The 21268-nt window shown below is 69.4% G+C and carries 18 protein-coding genes; 11 read left to right on the plus strand and 7 right to left on the minus strand.

The annotated features are described in order from the left end of the window. Together AB5J62_RS14670 and AB5J62_RS14675 are read right to left on the minus strand one after the other, a co-directional pair. On the minus strand, positions 1–1812 hold the full coding sequence (locus tag AB5J62_RS14670) for a M1 family aminopeptidase (RefSeq protein ID WP_370948752.1): 1812 nt from the start codon (positions 1810–1812) through the stop codon (positions 1–3). Positions 1813–1917: 105 nt separating this feature from the next. Beyond that, a complete protein-coding gene (locus AB5J62_RS14675) occupies positions 1918–2508 on the minus strand; it encodes a TetR/AcrR family transcriptional regulator (protein ID WP_370948753.1) in 591 nt (196 codons plus the stop codon). Between the two features lie 74 nt (positions 2509–2582). Here AB5J62_RS14675 and AB5J62_RS14680 point away from each other — a divergent pair, with 74 nt between their 5' ends. Next, entirely contained in the window at positions 2583–3473 is an 891-nt protein-coding gene (locus AB5J62_RS14680; protein WP_370948754.1) for an oxygenase MpaB family protein, read from the plus strand. On the opposite strand, the gene AB5J62_RS14685 is transcribed toward AB5J62_RS14680, so the two are convergent. Continuing rightward, entirely contained in the window at positions 3452–4117 is a 666-nt protein-coding gene (locus AB5J62_RS14685; RefSeq protein ID WP_370948755.1) for a LuxR C-terminal-related transcriptional regulator, read from the minus strand. The two genes, AB5J62_RS14680 and AB5J62_RS14685, sit on opposite strands and share 22 nt — an antisense overlap. Positions 4118–4313: 196 nt before the next feature. Here AB5J62_RS14685 and AB5J62_RS14690 point away from each other — a divergent pair, with 196 nt between their 5' ends. Both AB5J62_RS14690 and AB5J62_RS14695 read left to right on the plus strand, forming a co-directional pair. Beyond that, positions 4314–5498, plus strand: a complete 1185-nt coding sequence (locus AB5J62_RS14690; protein WP_370948756.1) for a hypothetical protein — start codon at positions 4314–4316, stop codon at positions 5496–5498. Between the two features lie 145 nt (positions 5499–5643). Continuing rightward, positions 5644–6489, plus strand: coding sequence for a cyclase family protein (locus tag AB5J62_RS14695; protein WP_370948757.1), 846 nt, complete (start codon positions 5644–5646; stop codon positions 6487–6489). Here AB5J62_RS14695 and AB5J62_RS14700 read toward each other — a convergent pair. Beyond that, positions 6486–8789 (minus strand): putative bifunctional diguanylate cyclase/phosphodiesterase, encoded by a 2304-nt coding sequence (locus AB5J62_RS14700; protein WP_370948758.1) that lies wholly within the window; start codon positions 8787–8789, stop codon positions 6486–6488. The two genes, AB5J62_RS14695 and AB5J62_RS14700, sit on opposite strands and share 4 nt — an antisense overlap. 143 nt (positions 8790–8932) lie before the next feature. Beyond that, positions 8933–10090: a monodechloroaminopyrrolnitrin synthase PrnB family protein gene (locus tag AB5J62_RS14705; RefSeq protein ID WP_370948759.1), complete on the minus strand. Its 1158-nt coding sequence runs from the start codon at positions 10088–10090 to the stop codon at positions 8933–8935. Between the two features lie 78 nt (positions 10091–10168). Between AB5J62_RS14705 and AB5J62_RS14710 the strand changes: the two genes are divergently transcribed. The 7 genes from AB5J62_RS14710 to AB5J62_RS14740 all read left to right on the plus strand — a co-directional run bounded on the left by AB5J62_RS14710 (position 10169) and on the right by AB5J62_RS14740 (position 18824). Further along, positions 10169–10540 carry a hypothetical protein gene (locus AB5J62_RS14710; RefSeq protein WP_370948760.1) on the plus strand — a complete coding sequence of 124 codons (372 nt, stop codon included), beginning with the start codon at positions 10169–10171 and terminating at the stop codon, positions 10538–10540. 30 nt (positions 10541–10570) lie between these two features. Then, complete coding sequence (locus AB5J62_RS14715) at positions 10571–11314, plus strand: EI24 domain-containing protein (RefSeq protein ID WP_370948761.1); 744 nt, start codon at positions 10571–10573, stop codon at positions 11312–11314. Positions 11315–11741: 427 nt separating this feature from the next. After that, positions 11742–12239, plus strand: coding sequence for a hypothetical protein (locus AB5J62_RS14720; RefSeq protein WP_370948762.1), 498 nt, complete (start codon positions 11742–11744; stop codon positions 12237–12239). Beyond that, complete coding sequence (locus AB5J62_RS14725; RefSeq protein ID WP_370948763.1) at positions 12239–13612, plus strand: hypothetical protein; 1374 nt, start codon at positions 12239–12241, stop codon at positions 13610–13612. Before AB5J62_RS14720 ends, AB5J62_RS14725 begins: the two co-directional genes overlap by 1 nt. Continuing rightward, complete coding sequence (locus tag AB5J62_RS14730; RefSeq protein WP_370948764.1) at positions 13609–14946, plus strand: VWA domain-containing protein; 1338 nt, start codon at positions 13609–13611, stop codon at positions 14944–14946. Before AB5J62_RS14725 ends, AB5J62_RS14730 begins: the two co-directional genes overlap by 4 nt. A gap of 36 nt (positions 14947–14982) precedes the next feature. Continuing rightward, positions 14983–16095, plus strand: coding sequence for an AAA family ATPase (locus AB5J62_RS14735; protein ID WP_370948765.1), 1113 nt, complete (start codon positions 14983–14985; stop codon positions 16093–16095). After that, positions 16092–18824, plus strand: a complete 2733-nt coding sequence (locus AB5J62_RS14740) for a DUF5682 family protein (RefSeq protein ID WP_370948766.1) — start codon at positions 16092–16094, stop codon at positions 18822–18824. The genes AB5J62_RS14735 and AB5J62_RS14740 overlap by 4 nt, the downstream gene beginning before the upstream one ends. A 54-nt stretch (positions 18825–18878) precedes the next feature. Here the strand turns inward: AB5J62_RS14740 and AB5J62_RS14745 are convergent, their stop codons facing one another. Then, positions 18879–19454 (minus strand): dihydrofolate reductase family protein, encoded by a 576-nt coding sequence (locus AB5J62_RS14745; protein WP_370948767.1) that lies wholly within the window; start codon positions 19452–19454, stop codon positions 18879–18881. A 127-nt stretch (positions 19455–19581) separates the two neighbouring features. On the opposite strand from AB5J62_RS14745, the gene AB5J62_RS14750 reads away from it, so the two are divergent. Then, a complete protein-coding gene (locus AB5J62_RS14750; RefSeq protein WP_370948768.1) occupies positions 19582–20172 on the plus strand; it encodes a hypothetical protein in 591 nt (196 codons plus the stop codon). Here AB5J62_RS14750 and AB5J62_RS14755 read toward each other — a convergent pair. Further along, positions 20169–21224 (minus strand): LLM class flavin-dependent oxidoreductase, encoded by a 1056-nt coding sequence (locus tag AB5J62_RS14755; RefSeq protein ID WP_370948769.1) that lies wholly within the window; start codon positions 21222–21224, stop codon positions 20169–20171. The two genes, AB5J62_RS14750 and AB5J62_RS14755, sit on opposite strands and share 4 nt — an antisense overlap. Positions 21225–21268: the final 44 nt, after the last annotated feature.

Here is a 21268-nt window from a genome sequence, read left to right on the forward strand (position 1 = left end):
TCAGCCTTCGACCCGGTGTGACGCCCAGAAGGACGTCAGGTCGGTCGAGCCCGCCGCCGCCTGGGCCGCGGCCTTGAACTCGGCCGTGGTCGAGACGCCGTACCAGTGCGACTGCGCGTAGCTCTTGAGCAGGTTTGCCATCGCGGTTTCACCGATGAGCCGCCTCAGGTCGTGCAGTGTGCACTTGCCGTAGTTGTAGACGACCGTGGAATAGCGGGACGAATGCGCGTCCCAGTACGCCATCGAATTGGTCAGCTTCTCTGCGCTCGACTGCCACGTGATGCCGCAGCCGCTGCCGGTCACCCCGCGGTAGAGGTCGGTGGCGTAGTCGGTGAAGCTCTCGTCCAGCCACGGCGAGTTGTACTCGTCGTCGCCCACGATGCCGTAGAACCACTGGTGCGCGATCTCGTGCGGCAGCGCGACGTTCGACACGAGGTCCATCACGAAGCCGGGATACTCCATCCCGCCGAACCAGAAGTTGTTGTCCAGCACCACGTCCAGCTCGGAGTACGGGTAGTCGCCGAACCGTCCCGAGTGGACGTCGATCGAGTCCTTCGCGAGGTTGAGCATGGACGTCGCGTTGGCCGACGAGATGCCGCTCACCGAGTAGACGTTGACTTTGAAGCCCTTGTTCGACGTGCCCGAGATCTTGGCGAACGGTCCCGCGCCCCAGGCGAAGTCACGCACCTTGGCCGCGGTGGCGTGGGTGGTGGTCGTGCTGCCGCTGGTGGTCTCGGTCGAGGTGCCGGTCGCCGGGGTCAGCAGGCTGGTGGGGTGCACGAGCGTGACGTCGAAATCGCTGATCAGCGAATAGAACGACTCGCCGTTGTTGGTGTAGGGATCGAGGTGCCAGCCCGCGCCGTCGCGGACCGCGAGCACCGGCAGGGCGTTGCCGATCATGTTGTACGCGCCGTCGTGGCCGAACCGGTCCGCGCCGCTGGGCACCACGATCTTCAGGTCGAAGCCGATGGAGGCGGATTGGTTCTGTGCCAACGGGGCGGGCAGCGTGATCTTCAGCGCGGTGCAGTCGACGCTGAGCGGGGACGCGGTGCCGCCGGTGACGTTCGTGACCGTGATCGGCGTCGTCGGGCAGCTGCCGTGGTAGTTGTCCCACAGCCGCAGGTACACCTCGGGCAGCGGCGTCGCGGAGCCGTTGGTGAAGCTCGCGCTCTGGTGCCCGGTCCAGGTGTCGCCTGCGGTGTTCGACGTCAGGTTCACCGTGTACGCGGGGTTGATCGGGGTGCGCGCGGTGTCCGGGGGAGTGCCGGTGCCGGTGGTCAACGAGAAGTCGTCGAGCACGAAGTTGGTCACCAGGCTGGAATCCTCGGAACCGGTGACCTTCACCGTCACCGTCTGCCCGAGGTAACGGGTCATGTCGACGGTGCGCAGCGCATAGCCGGTGTTTTTGTCCAGATTGGAGTAACTGGCCAGCGTGTCCGATCCGGCCTGAACGACCAGAGTGTCGTATTTGGTGCTGCTGGTCGTTTCCTTGGTGTCGATGTGCGCCCAATAAGTGAGCGTCGCCGACGAGCAGCCGGTCGGCAGGGTCACCGTCTGCGCGAGGTTGTCCGTGTGCGTGGTGCCGCGCGCGCCCAGTTTCGCTTCCATGGTGCCGGCATGGGCGGGCTCGGCGGTCGTACCAGCGGTGATGACGCCCGTGGTCTGCGTCCACGGCGCCGTGCCGGTTTCGAATCCGCCGTTGCCGACGAGCTGGTCGCCGCAGGCGGCGGCGTGGGCCGATGACGTGAAGGCCGCGACTCCCACCAGGCTCATGGCCAGTGTGAGCGCAGCAGAAAGTACCCTCGATCTCATGGGGTTGTCCTTTCTGGGCCCCGCGACTCGGAGCCACGGACAGCGTCCCCTTTGCGAGGGGGCCCAACAACCCGCCATGAGTATTGTTCCGGCGGCGCACCGTCCTCAGTGGACTCGCGAATCGGTCAGCGCGGACAGCGCGTCGACGAACCGGTCCGGCTGGAAGCGCGCTGGATCGGTGAGGACGAGCCTGGCGGCCATTTCGGCGAGGGTGACCATCGTGTGCGCGGCGATTTCGGGATCGAGCCAGTGCAACGTCGCGCGCGCGAAGTCCTCCGCGCGCGCGAGGGTGAGCGCGCGGGCGGACTCGCGCGCGGCGTGGAACTGTGCGGGCAGGTCCGGCATCGGCATGACGACACAACGCCAGCGGTCAGGGGATTTCGCGACCACGTCGAGAAAATCGCGCAGCAACTGAGGTAACAGGCCCGGCGCGGTGAGATCGTCCGGCATTATTTCGAGCACTTGGCGCAATGCCTGTTCCTGCTCTCGGCGCAACAACGCGCTCAGCAGCGCGGCCCGATTGTCGAAAACGCCGTATACGACCGGTTTTGTGACACCGGCGCGCTCGGCGACGGCCTCCATCGTCACGGCGCTGTGCCCGGCGGTGACCACCAATGCCAGCGCCGCGTCGAGCAGCTCGGTCCGCCGTTGCTCGGCGGGCACCCTCGCCGCATAGGTACGCCGTTTGCCGGCCAATTCCGCCTCCCTCTGGACAAAGCTACTCTAGCGTAGCATATTACTACTCAACCGTAGTAATCAGAGGAGACGCGATGACGCGCCAGGACTATGGCTTCTTCGGACCGGACTCGCCGACCTGGAAGGTGTGGACGGCGCCCACCGCACTGGTCGGCTTCCAGCGGTCGGTGGTGCTCGAGCATTTCGACCCGTTCCTGACCGCCGCCGTCGCCGACCTGCGCGGGATCTACACCGATCCGGTCGGGCGGCTCGACCGCACGCTGGCCTACTTCCTGACCGTCGCGGTGGCCGACAGCCCGACCGCGCTGGCGCTGTCCGAGCACCTGATGAAGGTGCACGCCGAGGCGACCGGCATCGAGCCGATCACCGGCAAGCGCTACAGCGCCAACAACCCGAAGTCCCAGCTGTGGATCCACGTCACCGGCTGGCATTCGGTACTCAAGTGCTATGAGCTGTACGGGCCCGGCCCGTTGTCCCCGGCGGAGGAGGCGCGGTATTGGGCGGACTGCGTCCTCGCCGCGGAACTCCAGACCTGCAAGCCGTCGGACGTGCCGACCTCACGGGAAGAGGTGCGTGAGTACTTCGCCGCCGTCCGCCCGACGCTGTGCGTGACCGAGCGCGCCCGCGAGGGAATGCACTATCTGCTGCGCACCCCGCGTGCGCAGGGCAAGCTGCGGCTGTGGGCGATGAGCAGGCTGATGGCCCCGCTCACGATCGCCAGCCTGCCGAAGTGGATGCGCGAACTCGGCGGCTTCGACCAGTTCGGCGTCGTCGACCTGGCCGTCCGCCCGGCCGGTCGCCTCGCGATGCTGGCGGCCGGTCCGCCGAAGGCCAAGCTCGCCGTCATCTCGGGCACCCTCCCGATGACCCACCGGGCGCTGAGCGACCACCTGCGCGACGAAACCCCGGTGCGGCCGGAGGTCGTGACCCCGGCGCAGGCCCGCTATCTCACCGAGGCGAGCTGACCTCTGCCCAGGCCGGCTTCGCGTGCGACGATGACCGCCGCCGTGCGGTCTTTCACGCCCAGCTTGGCGAAAATGGCCGAGATGTGGTTGCTGACCGTCTTCGACGCGAGCCGCAACCGCAACGCGATCTCGGAGTTCCGCAGCCCGACGGCCATCAGCGTCAGCACCTCGTGCTCCCTCGCCGTCAACCCCGGCACCGCCGGTGCGCCGAGCCGGCGGGACAGCAGTTCGCCGACCCGTGCGGCGATCGCGGGCGACAGGACCGCCGCGCCAGCGGAAACCCCGCGCACCGCCTGCGCGAGATCCTCCGGTTCGGCGCCCTTGAACAGATAGCCGCGGACGCCGGCGCTCAACGCGGCGAAGATCGACTCGTCGTCGTCGATCGTGGTGAACACGAGCACCGCCGTGCCCGGCGACCGGCGCAGCACCTCGCGCACCACGCCGATCCCGAACCGCAGGTCCAGCACCAGGACATCGGGGCGGTGCAAGAGCGTTTCCCGCAGCGCCTGCTGCGCCGTGCCCGCTTCGCCAGCGACGGCGACGCCGTCGATCGCCGACAGCAGCGCGCGCAGGCCACCGCGGACCACCGGCTGCTCGTCGGCCAGCACGACGGTGACGGTGTCCGTGGCGGGGCTCCGCAGCATGTTCAGCACCCCAACACCATGCACCGGCGGACGCCGGTCGCGGGAGAGTGGGCGCGGGCGCCCACCCGGAGGGGAACGAAGGTCTGCCCCATCGGCCGGTGGGTCACTCACACGACGTACCCGTCGTGCCGGAGGCGGGATGGGCGGGTAATAGTCGAGCTTGATCGAAAAGCCCCGCGTCGAGGGAGGTCCGGCCGTGACCAGGTCGGCAAGGAAGCTCGTGGTCATCGGCCTGTCCTGTCTGCTGTGGACGGTCGCGCCGCCCGCGCAGGCCGACGGGCCGGCCATCCTGCGGCTGACCACCGCGCAGCGTGACGTCCACGGCACCGGCGTGGACACCGTCGTCGACCTGAGCCTGCGCAACGATGGGCCCGCGACCGCCACCGACGTCCGGCTGTCCGGGACGCTCAGCGGCGAGCTGGGATCGCTGGTCGCCACGTCGGACCGATGGACGTGCACCGCCGATCTGGCACTGCAAGGCGGCAAGTTCTCCTGTGAGATCAAGGAGATCCCCGCGGACGTGACCGAGACCGTCACCGTGCGCCTGCGGCCTGGCTCGCCGCGGCTGCCCAGGATCACCCTCGAGCTGGGGCTCACGGCAGCCAACCTCGATCCCGCCTCGGTGGTGCCGCCCGGCCGGATCCCGGTGCCGGTGCGCGGGACGCCCGGCGGGCTCGCCGGCACGCAGAGCTCACTCGTCAGTACTGCGACCCCGCAGGTCGCAGGCTGGCGGTCGATGACGCTGCCGATCACATTGACCGAGTTCCCGGCGGCAGGCGGCTACCGGTTCGCCAGGCATTTCGGCTTCCTCGCCCGTGACGACTGGGCCTACCTGGCGGTGCAGCCGTACCCGGACGGCACGATGCACGTCCTGTTCTCCATCTTCGGCCCCGGCGTGGAACCGGCCGCCCCGGAGACCTGCCGGACCGGCACCGACGGTGTGGAGGGCGCGACCTGCGAACTCGCCGGGCTGCCGGTCGCCCGCGGGCACCGGTACGAACTGACCGTCACCCGTGACGAGCCCGTCGACGGCAAGACGACCTGGCGTGGCACGTTCCGTGACGCTGCGGCCGAACCGGCGCGGGAGCCGATCGCGATCGGCGCGTGGAAGATCGACGCGGCGTCCGGCGATCTCAACAACAACCCCGGTTCGTTCATCGGGTACTACACGGACGGCGTGCTGTGCGCCGACCTGCCGCCGATCGACGTGACTTTCGGTGCGCCGCAAGCGGAATCGGCCACCGTGCGGACCATCGCGTCCGATGTGGGCGGTGCTTGCGAGCGGGACGACCGGTTCTGGGCGGAGACCTTCGAGGACGGCGGCGCCCGCGTCAAACTCGGCCACGTCCCGGACGAACCGGTTCCCGTGCCCGCTCGGTGACCCGCCTTCGCAGATGGGCCAGCGCGTTACTCCGAGTAGACGCGTCTGGCCGTGTGATGCCCCGCAAAGCCTTGGGCAAGGGGGCAGTCGGGTGATATCACCGTCCAGTCCGCCGCGCGGTGGGCTGGTTGTGAAAGGTGATCGCATGCCGATGAGGCGCAGAGTGCTGGCCGCCGGAGTGGCGGGGTTGTTCGGCGCGTTCGCGACCGGGCGCACCGCCCAGGCCGTTGAGAACACCGAGAACGCCGAGGCCGCGGTCCCGCCCGTCCGGCTCGACCTGCTGAACCTGGTCAACCTCTCGCACGTCAACGACCCGGCGACGACCAACGTGTTCCCCGGCGACCCGGCGTTCACCCTGGAGACCATCGCCACGATCCCGGAAAACGGCTACTACCTGCAGTTCGTCCGCGAAGGCGAGCACACAGGGACGCACTGGGGCGCGCCAGGCCACTTCAACACCGGCCAGCCGCTCGCGGACGAGATGGATCCGGCCGACCTGTTCCTGCCCGCCGTCAAGATCGACATCCGCGCCAAGGCCGCGCGCAACGCCGACTACGCGGTGACGATCGACGACCTGAAGGCGTGGGAACGCAAGCACGGCCGCATCCCCAATGACTCGATGGTCATCCTGTGGACCGGCTGGGACGCCAAGTGGGGCACGCCGGCGTTCCCCAACCTCGACGCCGACAACCGCATTCACCAGCCCGGTTTCTCGATCCCGGCGGTCAAGTGGCTCATCGACACCGGCCGCCTCGGCCGCCGCGGCGGCACGGGCACCGACACGTTCAGCCCTGACGTCGGCACCGACGAGACGTACACGGTGTCCCAGCTCGTCTACCAGCGGCACCGGATCAGCCTGGAGATCCTCGCGAACCTGCGCGCGCTGCCGACGACGGGCGCCTGGGTGCTCGCGGGCGGGCCGATCCACCGGCACGGCTCCGGCTCGACGGCGACCATCTTCGGCGTGCTCCCGCCGGGCGTCCGGGCCTAGAGAACGACGCCCGAAAGCCCCAGGTCGGCCAACGGCGCGGGGCGCCCGAAGCGGTACCCCTGCGCCATCGTGCAGCCCGCGCGCGCGATCAGCTCGGCCTGCTCGGCGGTCTCGATGCCCTCGGCGACCACGGCCAGCTCCAGGTCGGCGCACAGCCCGACCAGCGACCGGCACAAGGCCGCGTCGCGCGCGGGCTGGATGCCCGTCGTCAACGCCCGGTCGAGCTTGATCAGGTCGACCGGCAGCGCGTGCAGCCAGGTCAACGAGCTGTAACCCGCACCGAAGTCGTCCAGCGCGACGCGGACGCCGAGCGCGCGCAGCCGCCGGATCGCCTCGGCGGCCGCGGTCAGGTCGAGGATCGGGATCGTCTCGGTGATCTCCACGACGAGGCGGTACGCGGGCAGGCGGTAGCGGTGCAGCGCGTCGCGGATGCTCTGCTCCAGCGAAGCCGTGCCGAGCCTGCTCGCGCCGACGTTGACGTGCACCGACAGGCCGGGTTCGAGAGCGGTGATCTCGCGGCAGGCGAGGTCGAGGACGAGCGCGTCGAGTTCGGCGCCGAGCCCGGCGGCCTCGGCGGCGCGGACGAAGGTGTCCGGCGCGATCTCGGTGCCGTCGGGCGCGGTCCAGCGGGCGAGTGCCTCGACGGCCACCGGCGCCTCGTCCGCCAGCAGCACGATCGGCTGGAACGCGAGGCTGAAGCCCGCCGGGGTGCCGCCGCGCGCCTGCCGCAGCGCGGACGGGAAGTCGGGCGGGCCGTCGGCGGAGGGCCGGTAGACGACGGTCGTGTCCTTGCCGAGCCGCTTGCCCGCGTACATCGAGGTGTCCGCCCGGCCGAGCAGCAGGTCCGAGGTGATCAGTGGCTCGCTGGGATCCGGCACGACCAGTCCCATGCTCGCGCGGACCGCGACCAGCGTCCCGTGCACCGCGAACGGCCGCCGCAGCGCGCCCTGGATCCGCTCGGCGACGGCCTCCGGCGCGTCGACCTCGCCTTCGAGCAGTATCGCGAACTCGTCGCCGCCGAGCCTGGCGACCGTGTCGGTCGACCGGACGCAGCCGAGCAGCCGCTGCCCGACCTCGTGCAGCAGCACGTCACCGCCCGCGTGCCCGAACCGGTCGTTGACCTCCTTGAAGTCGTCGAGGTCGACGAAAATCAGCACCAGCGCGCCCTCGGCACGGGGCTCGTCGGCGACGGCCCGGTCGAGCCGGTCGGCGAACAGCGCCCGGTTGGCGAGTCCGGTCAACGGGTCGTGGAACGCCTGGTGCGCGAGCTGACGCTGGCCTTCGTAAACGCGCACGAGCAGCAGCCGGTTATCAAGCAGCGAGAGCAGTTGCCGGGCCAGCACGAGGAAGACGATCAGCAAGCCGACGCACACCTCGACCGCGTCCGGCCCGTCACCGAACACCAGCTGGCCGGTGATCAGCAGTGCGACCGCCGTCACCGGCAGATAGGGGAGCGCGACCTGCCACCAGTCGACACTGGTCGCGGCGTCGTCCTCAGTACGACGGCGGCCCGGCGACGCCAGCACCGCGTACGCGATGAACAGCGGCCCGAGCACGAACCCGGCATCCGACCACGGTTTCATGCTCTCCGCGCCGACGCTGACGAGATAGGCGAAGACCGCGTCGGAACAGGCCAGCGCGACGATCCCCGCGGCGAGCAGCAGCAGGTTCGTGCGGTAGGGCCGGTCCACCCGGTCGAACACCACGAGCAGCACCGCCATGACGACGAGCACCAGATCCGAGAGCGGATATGAGATGGCCACCGCCCACGCCAGTGCCTCGGGCCCGGTGGAATGGACCAGCTGGCCGAGCGCCGCGGTCCAGATCAGCACGAACATCGAGCCGGTCACCACGAGCCCGTCGAGCACCACGGTCATCCCGAAATGCGCGGTCCACTGCGACAGCTGGCGGCGCTCCGAATGCGGCCGCTCCTTCGATCTCGCGAGCACGACCAGCGCCGCGATCGCGAACACCGGGAAGGTCAGGTAGCCGACGTCCGCCATGGACGGTGACGGCAGCCCGCGACCGTCGATCAGCTGATACCAGGACCAGATGAACTGGCCGACCGACCAGCCCGCCATGCCGAACACGATCAGCAGCCGCCACCACCGCTGCGTGCCGCGGACCCGCCGCGCCACGACCCAGCCGCAGATCACCGCCGACAGCCCGGTGCTCAGCTGCAGCACGTCGTCGACCCACTGGGCGAAGTAGTCGCCCCAGAACGCGAACCCGTTGAGGACCACCAGGCACGCCAAGAGCACGACCAGTCCGATCGCCACCCGATACCGCCGGACAGTCATGGCACCTCACGTGGTCAAGTTCGCCGGTCGGACTGAGGCACATTACCCCAGACGGAGTTCGACAACGCGAACGAAACGGACCGGTTCACCGACTTCGGCGGCGAGTCGTGAGTGGTATGGCCGGTTCTAACCGGCGAAAACACTCACGACCCGAGCAGGGCGCGGACCCGGTCGAGCACAGGCCTAGCCGTCACGATGCCGGGCCGGTCGTGCGCCGCACGCAGGTCACGCAGGCGCGCGAGTGCCTCTATCACGGCGTCCAGCGGTGATCCGCTGGTCGTCATGTCGGCCTGGTCCGACGGCGGCGCGTAGCCCGCGGGTTCCCGCAAGAACGGGGCCACGAGCTTGTTGTGGTGGAAGACGGTCGCGGCGCCGTGCCCGCGGCAGGCGTCGAGGAGCAGCTCGGCGTTCTCCCGCAGCGGCGCCGATGGCGGACCTGCTTCGAGCTCGGACACGACCATGTCCAACAAGGACTCGGTGGTCGCCAGCGAACGCAGCAGCGGCTGGTCGGCAGGTGCGACGTACGGGTACTTTTCGGTGATCACCTCCTGGTAGAAGGGATCGTGCGGCGAGCAGAGGCCCAGCAGCACGTCGACCGCGTTGACCGCGCCGAAGTCACCCGCGTTGACGCCACGGAACTCCCGCGAGCCGACGCGATAACTCTTGAAGTAGGGCCGGATGTTGTAGAAGAACCGGTCCTTGTCGAGTTCGTTCGCGAGCGCCTGGCTGAAGCGCAGTACGTCGCGCAACGCGGCCACCGCGTCCGTGAGGTGATAGGTCGCCAGCGGATTCGAGACGCCCAATGCGGGCACGCTGAGCAGCGCGTGCGTCGCGCGGCGGTACGCCATCACGGAAAGTCCGTTGTACAGCAGGAAAGTCCGCTCGCTCTCAAGCGTGGTGAAGGTCGCGAAGGCCCCGCCGACGGCCCGGTTGCCGATGTTCTGGTGCGACGCCGCGAACCGCGGCGCGACGCCGAGCGACGCACCCAGCGCCAGCGCGAGCGGCGCGAACTCGGCCTGCTCGGGCTCGACCTCGTGGCGGCGGCAGGCGGCGAGATAGAAGCCGATCATGCCGAGCAGCTCGTAGCGCGCGTCCGCGTGCTCCGGCAGCTCACGTCGCGCCGCGATCTCGCCGATGAGCGAACCGCCGTCACGCACGAGCGTGGCCGTCAGCTCGTCCACCTCCGCCCGGCCGCGCAGGACGAGCGTCTTCTCGGCGAAGTAGATCTCCTCGAGCTTGGTGTTGAGTTCGGTGAACTCGCCGCGGATCCATCGGTCCAGGTCGGTGATCGCTCGTGTCATACGCTCAGTCTGGGCCTGGAAATGGTCCGCTCACCAGTACCATTGCCGGGCAGCTCGACCAGACCATAAGCTCGGGTCATGGATGATCGGATCGCGGCCGAGGTGGTCCGCCAGCACGACCTGCTCGCCACCTGGCTCGGCTCCCGAGCCGACGACAGCGTCCTGGCCGACCCGCGCGCCGCCCACACGGCCGACTTCACGCTCGTCACCGTCTCCGGCGAGGTGCTGGATCGCGAAGCGCTGCTGGCCGCGCTGGCGGGCGCGGCCAATGTCCAACCAGGACTCCGCATCGAGATCACCGAAGTCACCGTCGTCTCCCGGTTCGGCGAGGCCGTGCTGGTGCGATTCCTCGAAACCCACGTGGCGGGGGAGCACCGCACGGCACGCCGGGTCAGCGCGCTGCTGCGTCCTGAAGGCTGGGCGTACGTGCACGAGACCGCGGTTGGCTGAGTGACGGCGCGCTGAGATAGAAATAGCCGCATGCGCGACTTCGCCAAGGGTCTCCGGATGTTCGGGCAAGGCCTGGGCATCCTGCTGCGGTCACCCCGGCTACTGCTGATCGGCGCGCTGCCCGCGGTGCTGACCACGCTGTTGCTGCTCGGCGGCCTGGTCGCGCTGGCCTATTCGATCGACGACCTGGCCGCGTGGGCCACCCCGTTCGCGGACAGCTGGTTGACCGGCTGGCAGGCGACGATCAGGGTCACGGTCGGCGTCGCGGTCTTCGCGGCCGCGCTCGCCATCGGCATGATCGGCTTCTCGGCGTTGACGCTGGCCGTCGGCGGGCCCTTCTACGAGCACATCGCCGAGAAGGTGGAAGACGACCTCGGCGGCGTGCCCGGCGCCGTGGAGCTGTCCTTTTGGCGGCTTCTGGGGATGGGCCTGCGCGACGGCCTCCTCTTGGTGGGGCGCTCGCTGTTGTTCACCGTCCCGCTCCTGCTCGCCGGGTTCATCCCGGTCGTGGGCCAGACCGTGGTCCCGGTGCTGCTCGCGCTGGTGACCGCCTGGTTCCTCGCGCTCGAGCTGATCGCGGTCCCGTTCTACCGGCGCGGCATGGGCCTGAAGCAGCGCACGGTCCTGCTGCGCAAACGCCGGGCGCTCGCGCTCGGTCTCGGCCTGCCCGCCTCGCTGCTGTGCGCGATCCCGCTCGCGGCGATCATCGTGATGCCGGTGGCCTTCGTCGGCGGCGTCCTCGTCGCCCGCGAAACCCTCGCCGAACCCTCCTGAAACCTCCGGTCCTGGCGATGGTCGTGAGTGTTAGGCCGGTTATTGGACGGAACCCCAAGGCGGCGTGTCGGCCGCGCCCTCGGTGCGGGGGGATGCGTGCTCGCGAAAGCCTCGAACCTGGCCACCCAACGCCCCAATCTCGGCTTTCGCAGGGGGCCACGCTCGTGAGCGTTGCGGGCGGTTCTAACCGTCCGCAACGCTCACGACCCCAAGGCGTGAGTGGGTTGAGGCGGTGACCATCCTGATTCCCGCTCGCCAGGCCCCGTTCTGGGTGAGAAGGGTGCCCCTTGTCACCTAGAGCGTTGCACGGGCGACCCTTGTCACGTGCGCTCCGGCGTACGACCCCTTCGGCGAACGAAAACTGTCGGTGGGTGGCGATAGGTTCTGTGTTGTCCCCGCCGAGGTGTCGCCGCAAGGAGAAAGTACGTTGTCTGACTGGGAAAGTTCGAGCTTGGCACGGGTGCTGCCGCCCGCGTCCCCGCGCAAGCTCGCGAAGGTCCCGTTCGTCGAGCTGGCCGACGGGCGGGTGCAGGGTGTGGTGTCCAGCGGGTCCGACATCGGGCGGGTCTACGTCTCGTCTGTCGAAGCCGGGACGTTCGAGTTCGCCTGCAGTACCAACAACAATCGGCCGTGCGGTGGCGCTCGTGGCTCGTTCTGCAACCACATTCTCGCGCTGATCACCGAGGCGGTGCTGCAGTACGGCGCCGAGCGGGTCGCGCGGTATCTGCGGGTGGAGCCGGATGAGCTGACCGCGCAGGCGATCAGCTCGGCGATGACCAGTACGCGTCCGTCCCAAGGGGACAGAGCCGCCGCCGCGGCCGTGTTCAGCCGGTTTCTGCGGCATCTGGCCTATTTGGAACTGGCTCCGACGACCGCGCCGGTGCCGGAAATGCAGTGGTTCCCGCCAACGAGGACGGTGGTCTGATGCTGGCCGATCTGTTCAGTGAACCCGTCGCGGGGCTCGACGAGGCGCTCGCCGCGGTCGACGCCGTCGACCGTGCGCTGGTGGCCGGGTTGCTCCGGCCGCAGCCGGCGCAGGTCGCCTGCTTGACCGAGCTGGCCGACGCGATGGCCGGTTCGCCGCTGACCGGAAGGGTCGCCGAGGCGGCCGAAAAAGCCGCCGCCGGGGTCGCGGGAGAGGAGCATCTTCTCGCGCTGGCCGCGGCCAGGGTGGCGTTGGTCGGCTCGGTGCACGACGCGCTGATGGCCAAGGTCGCCGAGGCGATCGGGCGGCCGCTCGGCGACGAGACCGCCGTGGTCACCGCGTCCGACCAGTCGCCGAACCTGCTCGCGGCCGCCCGATCCTGGCTGACCGATCTGGCGCGCGCCGGGTGGCAGGGGATCGACCACGAGCTGGTTTCCGGTGCGGCGCCGGTGGTTTCGGCGCTGCTCCCGGAACCGGGCCTGCGCAGGCTGGCCGCCTTGCTCGACGGGTTCGCCGCCGAGCTCGCCGCGTCCTGCCCCGGTGCGCGGCTCGACCGGTTCCCGGCGCGGCGCTGGGGTGACCTGTGGTCGCGCGCGATGGTGCTGACGTTGTCCGGCGGGGCCACTCCGGTGGGCGCCGTGACCGGCCGTCTGCTGCCGTTGGGTGTTGACCTGCAAGAGCATTCGACCGCCGCGCAGGCTCAGGTGCACGCCGTGTTCGAGCCTGCTGACGGTTCCACGCCGCGGGTGGTGCGGGCGAGCGTTTCCGCGCCGAAGCCGGACACGATCATCGGCGCCGGGATCTGGCAGCTGCTGCGGCCGCATCTTTCGCTGCTCCAAGCCGTCAGCGAGGGCCGATCGATGGACCTCACCGACATGCCGATCACGCTCGAAGGCGATCTGCTCTGGAACGACGAGCACGCTCGCTTGGGCGGGCCCGCCGACGCTTTCGCCACCGCGCGGGTCGCTCTGGCCACCGCGAGCATGTCGGCGACGGCGCCGCTGGACCGGCACCCGGCAGGCATCGCCGTCCCGGTTTTCCTTGAGGGATATGGCATCGAGGACGAGTCGGCGTTCAGCGCGGGCGGGCATCGGCTGCCCGTGGACGTCGACCGCATCCCGGCGGCCGGTCCGCTGACGCCGGAGGCGGTCGCCAAGTCCGGCGCGTGCATCGGACTGTTGCGGTGGGACGCCGGCACCTTCCGTCTCCAGCCGCTGGCCGTGGAAACCTTGGTACGCAAGAAGGTCACCGCGCTGCACGCCGGCGCATGGGCGGGTGGCACGACCGACAAGAACGGCGTCAAGGCGGAGAAGGCCGCCACCGACGCCGCGGCCGTGCTGCGCGAGCGAGCCGGAAAGTTGCTGCGGACATGAGCGAATCACCCGACAACCGCCGCCAGGTACTGTACTGGCGCCTCCTCTCCCGGCTGTTCGACAACGACGAGCAGGCCGCGCTCGAATCGGCGAGCCTGGCCGTGGTCGAGGACATCGGCCTGCCCACCGCGGTGCTCGACCCGTACGCCGGCGTCGACTCCATCGTGCAGCGGCATCCCGGCCTGGCCGCCGAATTCGACCGGCTGATGGTCCCGGAGCCCGGCGAGGAACGGGACCGGGCCGCCGAGGTGCGGCGTGCCGCGCTGGTGTCGAAGGTGCTGCTCAACGTCTTCGCCACCGGCAACGGCAACGTCACCGCGAGCCAGCTCTCGCGCTGGCAGGCCGACGCGACCTGGCTCAAGCGTGCGCTCGGCTGCGAGGCGGGCGTGCCGAATCCGAGCACGCAAGGCACCGCCGCCGGGCATCCGACGCCGGACCTCAGCACGCTGCTGCCGAAGATCGGCGAGATCGAAGCCGACCTCGTCAAGCGCATGCAGTTGCGCGAGGTGCTCGCCGACCCCGCGCTCGCCGCGAAGCTCAGCCCGAGCATGTCACTGATCGAGCAGCTGTTGCGCGACAAGGACAACCTGTCCGGCGTGGCGCTGGCCAACGCGAAGTCGTTGATCCGCCGGTACGTCGACGAGGTCGCCGAGGTGCTGCGCACCCAGGTCGAGAAGGCGACGGTCGGCGCGCCGGACCACTCGGTCCCGCCGAAGCGGGTGTTCCGCAACCTCGACCTCGACCGCACCATTTGGCAGAACCTGACCAACTGGAGCCCGGAGGAGGAGCGGCTCTATGTCGACCGCCTCTACTACCGGCACACCGCGCGCAAGACCACGCCGCAGCGGCTGATCGCGGTGATCGACCAGTCCGGCTCGATGGTCGATTCGATGGTCAACTGCGCCATCCTGGCCTCGATCTTCGCCGGACTGCCCAAAGTGGACGTTCACCTGATCGCCTACGACACCCAGGCACTCGACCTCACGCCGTGGGTGCACGACCCCTTCGAGACGTTGCTGCGCACCAATCTCGGCGGCGGCAACGACGGCATGGTCGCCATGGGGCTGACCCAGCCGAAGATCGCCGAGCCGCGTGACACCGTCGTCGTCTGGATCTCGGACTTCTACGAGACCAGGGTGGAGCAGCTGTTCGAGAGCATGGCCGCCATCCACCGGTCCGGCGCGAAGTTCATCCCGGTCGGCTCGGTCACCAGCTCCGGGCGCGGCAGCGTCAACCCGTGGTTCCGCGAACGGTTCAAGGACCTCGGCACCCCGGTGATCTCCGGTCACATCACCAAGCTCGTCCACGAACTCAAGACCTTCCTGACCGCCTGAACCTCTTGACCTTCCTGACTTCCCGAAAGGCCTGACATGTCCGATCTGTTGCGCGCACCCGCCGAGCTCAAGTACGCCGAAGAGCTGGACTGGCTGGAGTCCGTCGACGACGGCCCCAAGCCGTTCGCCTGGCGGCTGTCCCCGAAGATGCTGCGCCTGTTCGTCCTCGGCTCCGAGCGGGCCGACGGGCTCGACCGCGAGATCTCGCAGAAGTGGTTCGGCGAGCGCAGCATCGTCGAGCGGGCGATCGTCACGCTCGCGTCCGACCGCGGCCTGCTGCTGATCGGCGATCCCGGCACCGGCAAGAGCTGGCTCGCCGAGCTGCTCGCCGCCGCGATTTCGCGGAACTCCACCCTCGTGGTGCAGGGCACGGCGGGCACCACCGAGGACCACATCAAGTACTCGTGGAACGTGTCGATGGTCATCGCCAAGGGCCAGTCCCGCGAGTCGATGATCCCGTCGCCGATCATGACCGCGATGGAAGCGGGCTCGATCGGGCGCTTCGAGGAGCTGACCCGGTCCACCAGCGACGTGCAGGACGCGCTGATCTCGATCCTGTCCGAGAAGTACATCTCGGTGCCGGAGCTGGACAGCGACAGCATCGTCTTCGCGAAGCCCGGCTTCTCGATCATCGCCACCGCCAACAGCCGGGACCGCGGCGTCAACGACCTGTCGTCCGCGCTCAAGCGGCGGTTCAACTTCGTCCGCATCCCGGTGGTGACGAACAAGAAGAGCGAGACCGAGATCGTCCGCTTCCGCACCGAAGAACTGCTGCGCCGTCACCAGATCGAGCTGGACGTCCCGCCGACGCTGCTCGACGTCCTGCTGCGCAGCTTCGGCGACCTGCGGGCCGCCGCGGTCTCGGCGGGCAGCGACGACGAGAAGCTCGAGTCCGCGTTGTCCACGGCCGAACAGATCGGCGTGCTCGAAGACGCGATCCTGCACAGCAACTTCTTCGGCGAACGCGCGCTGACCGCGCGCACGCTCGCCTCCTCGCTCGTCGGCTCGCTGGCGCGGCGTGAACCGGAGGACCTCGCCATCTTCAACAAGTACCTGCACGGCGTGGTCGAACCGCGCAGCAAGGACGAAGGCGGGGACTGGCCGGAGTTCCTGGAGGGTGGTCGCGACGCGATTGCCACCTTGTCATGAGCGGCGCCTTCGAGGCGTTGCGCGGTGAGCTGAGAGAGGCGGCCGCCGCGTTCGCCGACGGGCCCAGGGCGCTGGAAGGCATCCTGCTCGGCCTCGTCGACGACGTCGACCGAGCCGTCCGCGAACCGCTGGAGATCTTCCCGGTCTGCCATCACTCGCCGGCGTCGGCCATCGCTATGGCCCGCCGGCTGCGGGAGAAACAGCCGAAGGTGGTCTATCTGGAGCTGTGCGAAGACATGGCCCCGTTGCTGACCGAGCTGCGCAACTGCCGTCTTCCGGTGGCGGTGCAGGCGTTCGCGACCGAGGTAGACGGGTTCCCCGCCGAGTGGGCGCCGCTGTCGGTGGTCGCGCCGATCACCGAGGCTTCGGCGGAGTACCAGGTGATCTCGTACGCGCTGGACACCCCGGGTGTCGAGCTGGTGCTCGTCGACCGGTCCGCCGACCACGTCTTCCAATGGGACCGTCCCGAGCCGTCGGAGACACAGCCGGAGGAGGAAGAAGCCGCGCTGCACGGCGACGCCGTCGGTGTCGAGATCGGCGACCTGCGGCCGCGGTTCGCCGAGCTGGAGGAACACCTGCTGCGCCACGGCAAGGTGCGGCACTGGTCGGAGTGGTGGCACCAGTACGTCGAGCTCCCGCTCGGCGACAGTGACCACGACACCTATCGCCAGGTGATGTTCCTGATCGGCAGCCTGTTCCGCCGCCTCGCGCCCGGTGACACGAGCCGGGTGCGGGTCGACGAGGACCGCGAGCGCTACATGTGGACCAGGATGCGCGAGCACCTGGCCGCCTCGGGCGCCGACCCCGCCGACTGCCTGTACGTCTGCGGCGCGTTCCACGCGTCCAGCCGGGTCGCGGAGTTCGGCGTCGGCGGCACGGCCGGGTTCGTGATCAGCCCGCGCACCGAGAGCACCTGGCAGTACGGGCTGATCCCGTCGAGCCACGCGGCGATCGAGGCGCAGTTCGGGCTGGCGGCGGGCTCGGTGTCGATCGCGGCGACCGAGTGGGCGAAGAACCTCAAGCGCACCAAGGTGAAGCCGTTCCAGCTGGCCGGTCAAACCGGCGCGAAGAAGCGCAAACCGCCCGCGGTGGCGAGCGGGCCCATGACCGAGATCGTGGCTTCGGATCACCTGTCCGGCTTCCTGCAGCGACCGCCCACTTTGGACACGTTGGACGAGGCCGAGCTGCTGGGCTGGTCGGTCGACGTCGTGCGCGCCGCCCGCCGCAACGGATATCTGGCCTCGACCGCCGACGCCATCGCGGTGTTCGAAACCTCGATCCTGCTCGCGGGCATGCGCGACAGGGCGAAGCCGACCCCGTACGACTTCCAGGACGCGGCGGTCACCTGCATCGAGAAGGACGTCGTGCCCGGCAGGCGCGACGTCCGCCGCATCGTCGAGATCATGATGGGCGGCGACCGGATCGGCCAGGTCGGCTACGACGCGTTGCCACCGCTGGCGCGTGACGTGCACGACCGGCTCGTCCCGCTGAACCTCAAGCTCCAGCAACGCGGTGTCCAGCGGGCGTTGCTCGACATCGCGGCGAAGCCGGAGCTGGAGCGCTGCTCGGACGTGCTCTGGATGCTGCGGTACCTGATGCCGTACGGCGCGGCCCGGCCGATCATGGGGGAGCGGCGGCTCGGCGAACGGCCGATCCAGGAGTCGTGGGATCTGGCGCTGGGCACGCATCAGCGGTCGCTCATCGAGCTGGGCTACGAGGGCGTCAGCATCGAACAGGTGCTGGAGCAACGTCTTCGCCGGGCGGCGTATCACCCGCAGGCCACGGCCGCGAAGGTGCTCGCGGCCGTCGAAGACGCCACGCTCTACTTGCGCAGTGCCCGGCTGGCCGACGAGCTGGGCAGCCGCGCGCTGGAGGTGCTCTCGACCGAGCGCACCGTCGACGGCGCACCCGAAGTGCTGCGCCGGGTGCGCAGGCTGCTCGGGCACTACCGGACCAGCGAACCGGTGCTGCCGGGCTGGATCGAGTCCTTCGTCAAGGCCGGGTACGCGCATTACTGCACGTTGCTGCCCACCGCGTTCACGGACGAGGACGCGACCGTGGACCAGGTCGCGGCCATGCTGGGCTTCTTGTTCAGCATGGAGACGCTCGCGCTTTCGCTGGGCTGCGACCGCACCCAGCTGGAGCTGGCCATCGCCGGGTCGCATCCGGACGAGCCGTCCAAGGTGGCGCTGCTGTGGGCCGCGCAGGTCCAGCTCGGCGTGCTTTCCCGCGCGGAGCTGCGCGCGCGGTGCGCCGACCTGCTGGCGAATCCCTTGGTGCTGCCCGCTTATCCGCGCTACCTGAGCGGGTTCGTGCACGCGCTGGAGCCGGCGCCCGGCTTGGCCGACTTCGTCGTCGAGGCGGTGTCGAAGGCCTTCGCCGAGCTTCCGGACCCGGTACTGCTGCCCTGGCTGCCGACGCTGATCACCACGTTGCGCGAACGGGGCGCCGAACTCGTCCCGCTGCTCATCCGCGAGGCAGGCCGGTTGTTCCCCGGCAAGCTCGCGGCGCTGGACGAGTGGGTGCCGCCATGGCATGCCCAGCCCGCGGAGCCCGAAGTCCGGCGCTCCGGGGGAGGCGGCGTCGCGTTGCTGGCCGCGCACCCGGCGACCACCGACGCCATGGCGACTCTGCTGGGCTGCGAGGGCGGTTGGGAAACCGCCAAGTCCGGGGTGGCGTTGCTGGGCCGGTTCCCGGACACGGCGTCGGCGCTGGACGAGCTGCTGTAGGAGTCGTGAGTGTTTTCGCCGGTTCTAACCGGCGAAAACACTCACGACCCGTGATCAGCGGATGACGTCGTAGACCAGCTTCTGGACGCCGTTCGAGTACGACTCGCTCTCGATGAGCTTCAGGTTCTGCTTGGCCTTGTCGGTCTCGCTGAACAGCCGCTTGCCCGCGCCGAGCAGCACCGGGAACACGAGCAGGTGATACCGGTCGATCAGGCCCGCGTCGGACAGGTTGCGGTTGAGGTTGGCGCTGCCGTGCAGGCTGAGCGGCCCGCCCTCGGTCTCCTTGAGCGCGGCGACGTCCTCCAGCGAGCGCAGGATCGTGGTCTCGCCCCAGTTGGTCACCAGGTCCTCGTCCTTGAGCGTGGTCGACACGACGTACTTCGGCATCGCGTTGTAGCCGGGGAACTCCTCGGTCATGGTCGGCCACACCGGCGAGAACGCCTGGTAGCTGACGCGCCCGAGCAGCAGCGCGGTGGCCTCGCCCTGCTCGCGGCCCTTGAGCTCGTAGGCGGCCGGGTCGAACTCGATGTCCTGGAAGGTCCAGCCGGAGTTGCGGTAGCCCGGTTCCCCGCCCGGTCCCTCGATGACGCCGTCGAGCGAGACGAACGTGGTGGAAATCAGGGTGCGCATCTGGTGCTCCTCGGTTGCTCTGACCTGCTGTCACTGACTCGTCGAACGGCAGCCGCCGAAATCGACGCCGCGCGCGAAGAAAGTTTCGGCGTGAGCCTACTGAGCCTGGGCGACCCATAATGTGATCATGGCGCTTTCCGAGGACCTGCTCGTATGGCAGGACGAACTGCAGGCCGAAGCCGACGAGATCACCGCCGCGCTCGGGCTGGACAAGTCACTCGCCGCGCTGGGCGATCCCGTGCGAGTGGGCAGCTCGGCGCTGCGGCTGATGGTGCGCCGCGACATCGACCTCACGGTCGTCTGCCCGGCGCTCGACGAAGCCACCCACGAAGCGGTGTGGCGGATCGGCGCGGACCTGGTCGCCTCGCCCAGGGTGCGGCAGGTGACCATGCGCGACGACACCGGCCACTGGAACACCGACCCCGCGTATCCGGACGGGCTCTATCTCAAGGTCGAGTACCGCACGCTGGCCGGGCAGACCTGGAACCTGGACATCTGGTTCGTCGACGACCCGGCCCGCCAGCCGGATCTGGCGCATCTCAAGGCTTTCCCCGAGAGGCTGACCGACGAGATCCGGCTGGCGATCCTGCGCATCAAGCACGCGTGGGCGGGCAACCCCGGCTACGGCTCGCTCGTCACCAGCTACGACGTCTACCGGTCGGTGCTGGACGACGGCGTCCGCACGCCCGAGCAGTTCGAGGCGTGGCGCAGGCGTTAAGCGAGCAGTTCCTTCACCCGGGGGATGACCTCCTCGCCGTAGAGCCGGATCGACTCCAGGCGCTGCTCGTGCGGGAGCGCGCCCGCGCCGTACTTGAGCTGGAACCGCGACAGCCCGAGCGTGCGCACCGACCAGGCGATCTTCTGGGCGACGGTCTCCGGGGAGCCGACGAACAGCGCGCCGCGCGGGCCCGCCATGGCGTCGTAGTCGGCACGGGACATCGGGCCCCAGCCGCGCTCGGCGCCGATCTTCGCGAAGGCGGCCTGGTGGTGGGGGAAGTGCTGGTCCATCGCGAGTTCGTCGGTCGCGGCGATGTGGCCGGGGCTGTGCATGCCGATCGGCAGTTCCCCGTGACCGGCCTCCGTCAAGGCGCGGCGGTAGAGGTCGGCCAGCGGGGTGAACCGCTCCGGCGATCCGCCGATCACGGCCATCACCAGCGGCAGGCCGTGCGCGGCCGCCCTGACCACCGACTGCGGCGTGCCGCCGACCCCGACCCACGCCGGCAGGCTGCCGGACTCGGTGAGCGGGTAGGCCTGCGCGCGGTCCAGCGCGGGGCGGACGGTGCCGGTCCAGGTGACCGGCTTCTCCTCCTGCAGCTTGGTGAACAGGTCCAGCTTCTCGGCGAAGAGCACCTCGTAGTCCGACAGCGAGTAGCCGAACAGCGGGAACGACTCGGTGAACGAGCCGCGGCCGAGCGTGACCTCGGCGCGCCCGTTGGACAGCGCGTCCAGCGTGGCGAACCGCTCGTAGACGCGGACGGGGTCGTCGGAGCTGAGCACCGTGACGCCCGTGCCCAGCCGGACGCGCTCGGTCTGCCCGGCGATCGAAGCGAGCACGACGTCCGGTGACGAGACCGCCATCTCGGTGCGGTGGTGCTCGCCGACGCCGAAGTAGTCGACGCCGACCCGGTCTGCCAGCACGCCTTCCGCGACGACCTGCCGGATCGCCTCGGCCTGGCTCACCGGCTGGCCGTCCGCGCCGTTCTCCACGTCACCGAAGGTGTCCAGGCCGAAGGTCGGCTCTTGCCGCGTGCCCAGGATCTCGTAAGCCATATCCACTCCCCTAAAGTAGTTGAACGCTCAAACACATGTGAGAG

This window comes from Amycolatopsis sp. cg5 (assembly GCF_041346955.1).
Taxonomy (GTDB): Bacteria; Actinomycetota; Actinomycetes; order Mycobacteriales; family Pseudonocardiaceae; genus Amycolatopsis.

Excerpts from the sequence above, each read along its gene's own strand:
- AB5J62_RS14710 (WP_370948760.1), top strand. The coding sequence starts at position 10,169 with ATGGATGATCGGATCGCGGCCGAGGTGGTCCGCCAGCACGACCTGCTC.
- AB5J62_RS14685 (WP_370948755.1), bottom strand. The coding sequence starts at position 4,117 with ATGCTGCGGAGCCCCGCCACGGACACCGTCACCGTCGTGCTGGCCGAC.
- AB5J62_RS14745 (WP_370948767.1), bottom strand. The coding sequence starts at position 19,454 with ATGCGCACCCTGATTTCCACCACGTTCGTCTCGCTCGACGGCGTCATC.
- AB5J62_RS14755 (WP_370948769.1), bottom strand. The coding sequence starts at position 21,224 with ATGGCTTACGAGATCCTGGGCACGCGGCAAGAGCCGACCTTCGGCCTG.
- AB5J62_RS14700 (WP_370948758.1), bottom strand. The coding sequence starts at position 8,789 with ATGACTGTCCGGCGGTATCGGGTGGCGATCGGACTGGTCGTGCTCTTG.
- AB5J62_RS14705 (WP_370948759.1), bottom strand. The coding sequence starts at position 10,090 with ATGACACGAGCGATCACCGACCTGGACCGATGGATCCGCGGCGAGTTC.
- AB5J62_RS14735 (WP_370948765.1), top strand. The coding sequence starts at position 14,983 with ATGTCCGATCTGTTGCGCGCACCCGCCGAGCTCAAGTACGCCGAAGAG.
- AB5J62_RS14715 (WP_370948761.1), top strand. The coding sequence starts at position 10,571 with ATGCGCGACTTCGCCAAGGGTCTCCGGATGTTCGGGCAAGGCCTGGGC.
- AB5J62_RS14670 (WP_370948752.1), bottom strand. The coding sequence starts at position 1,812 with ATGAGATCGAGGGTACTTTCTGCTGCGCTCACACTGGCCATGAGCCTG.
- AB5J62_RS14750 (WP_370948768.1), top strand. The coding sequence starts at position 19,582 with ATGGCGCTTTCCGAGGACCTGCTCGTATGGCAGGACGAACTGCAGGCC.
- AB5J62_RS14730 (WP_370948764.1), top strand. The coding sequence starts at position 13,609 with ATGAGCGAATCACCCGACAACCGCCGCCAGGTACTGTACTGGCGCCTC.
- AB5J62_RS14680 (WP_370948754.1), top strand. The coding sequence starts at position 2,583 with ATGACGCGCCAGGACTATGGCTTCTTCGGACCGGACTCGCCGACCTGG.
- AB5J62_RS14695 (WP_370948757.1), top strand. The coding sequence starts at position 5,644 with ATGCCGATGAGGCGCAGAGTGCTGGCCGCCGGAGTGGCGGGGTTGTTC.
- AB5J62_RS14740 (WP_370948766.1), top strand. The coding sequence starts at position 16,092 with ATGAGCGGCGCCTTCGAGGCGTTGCGCGGTGAGCTGAGAGAGGCGGCC.
- AB5J62_RS14725 (WP_370948763.1), top strand. The coding sequence starts at position 12,239 with ATGCTGGCCGATCTGTTCAGTGAACCCGTCGCGGGGCTCGACGAGGCG.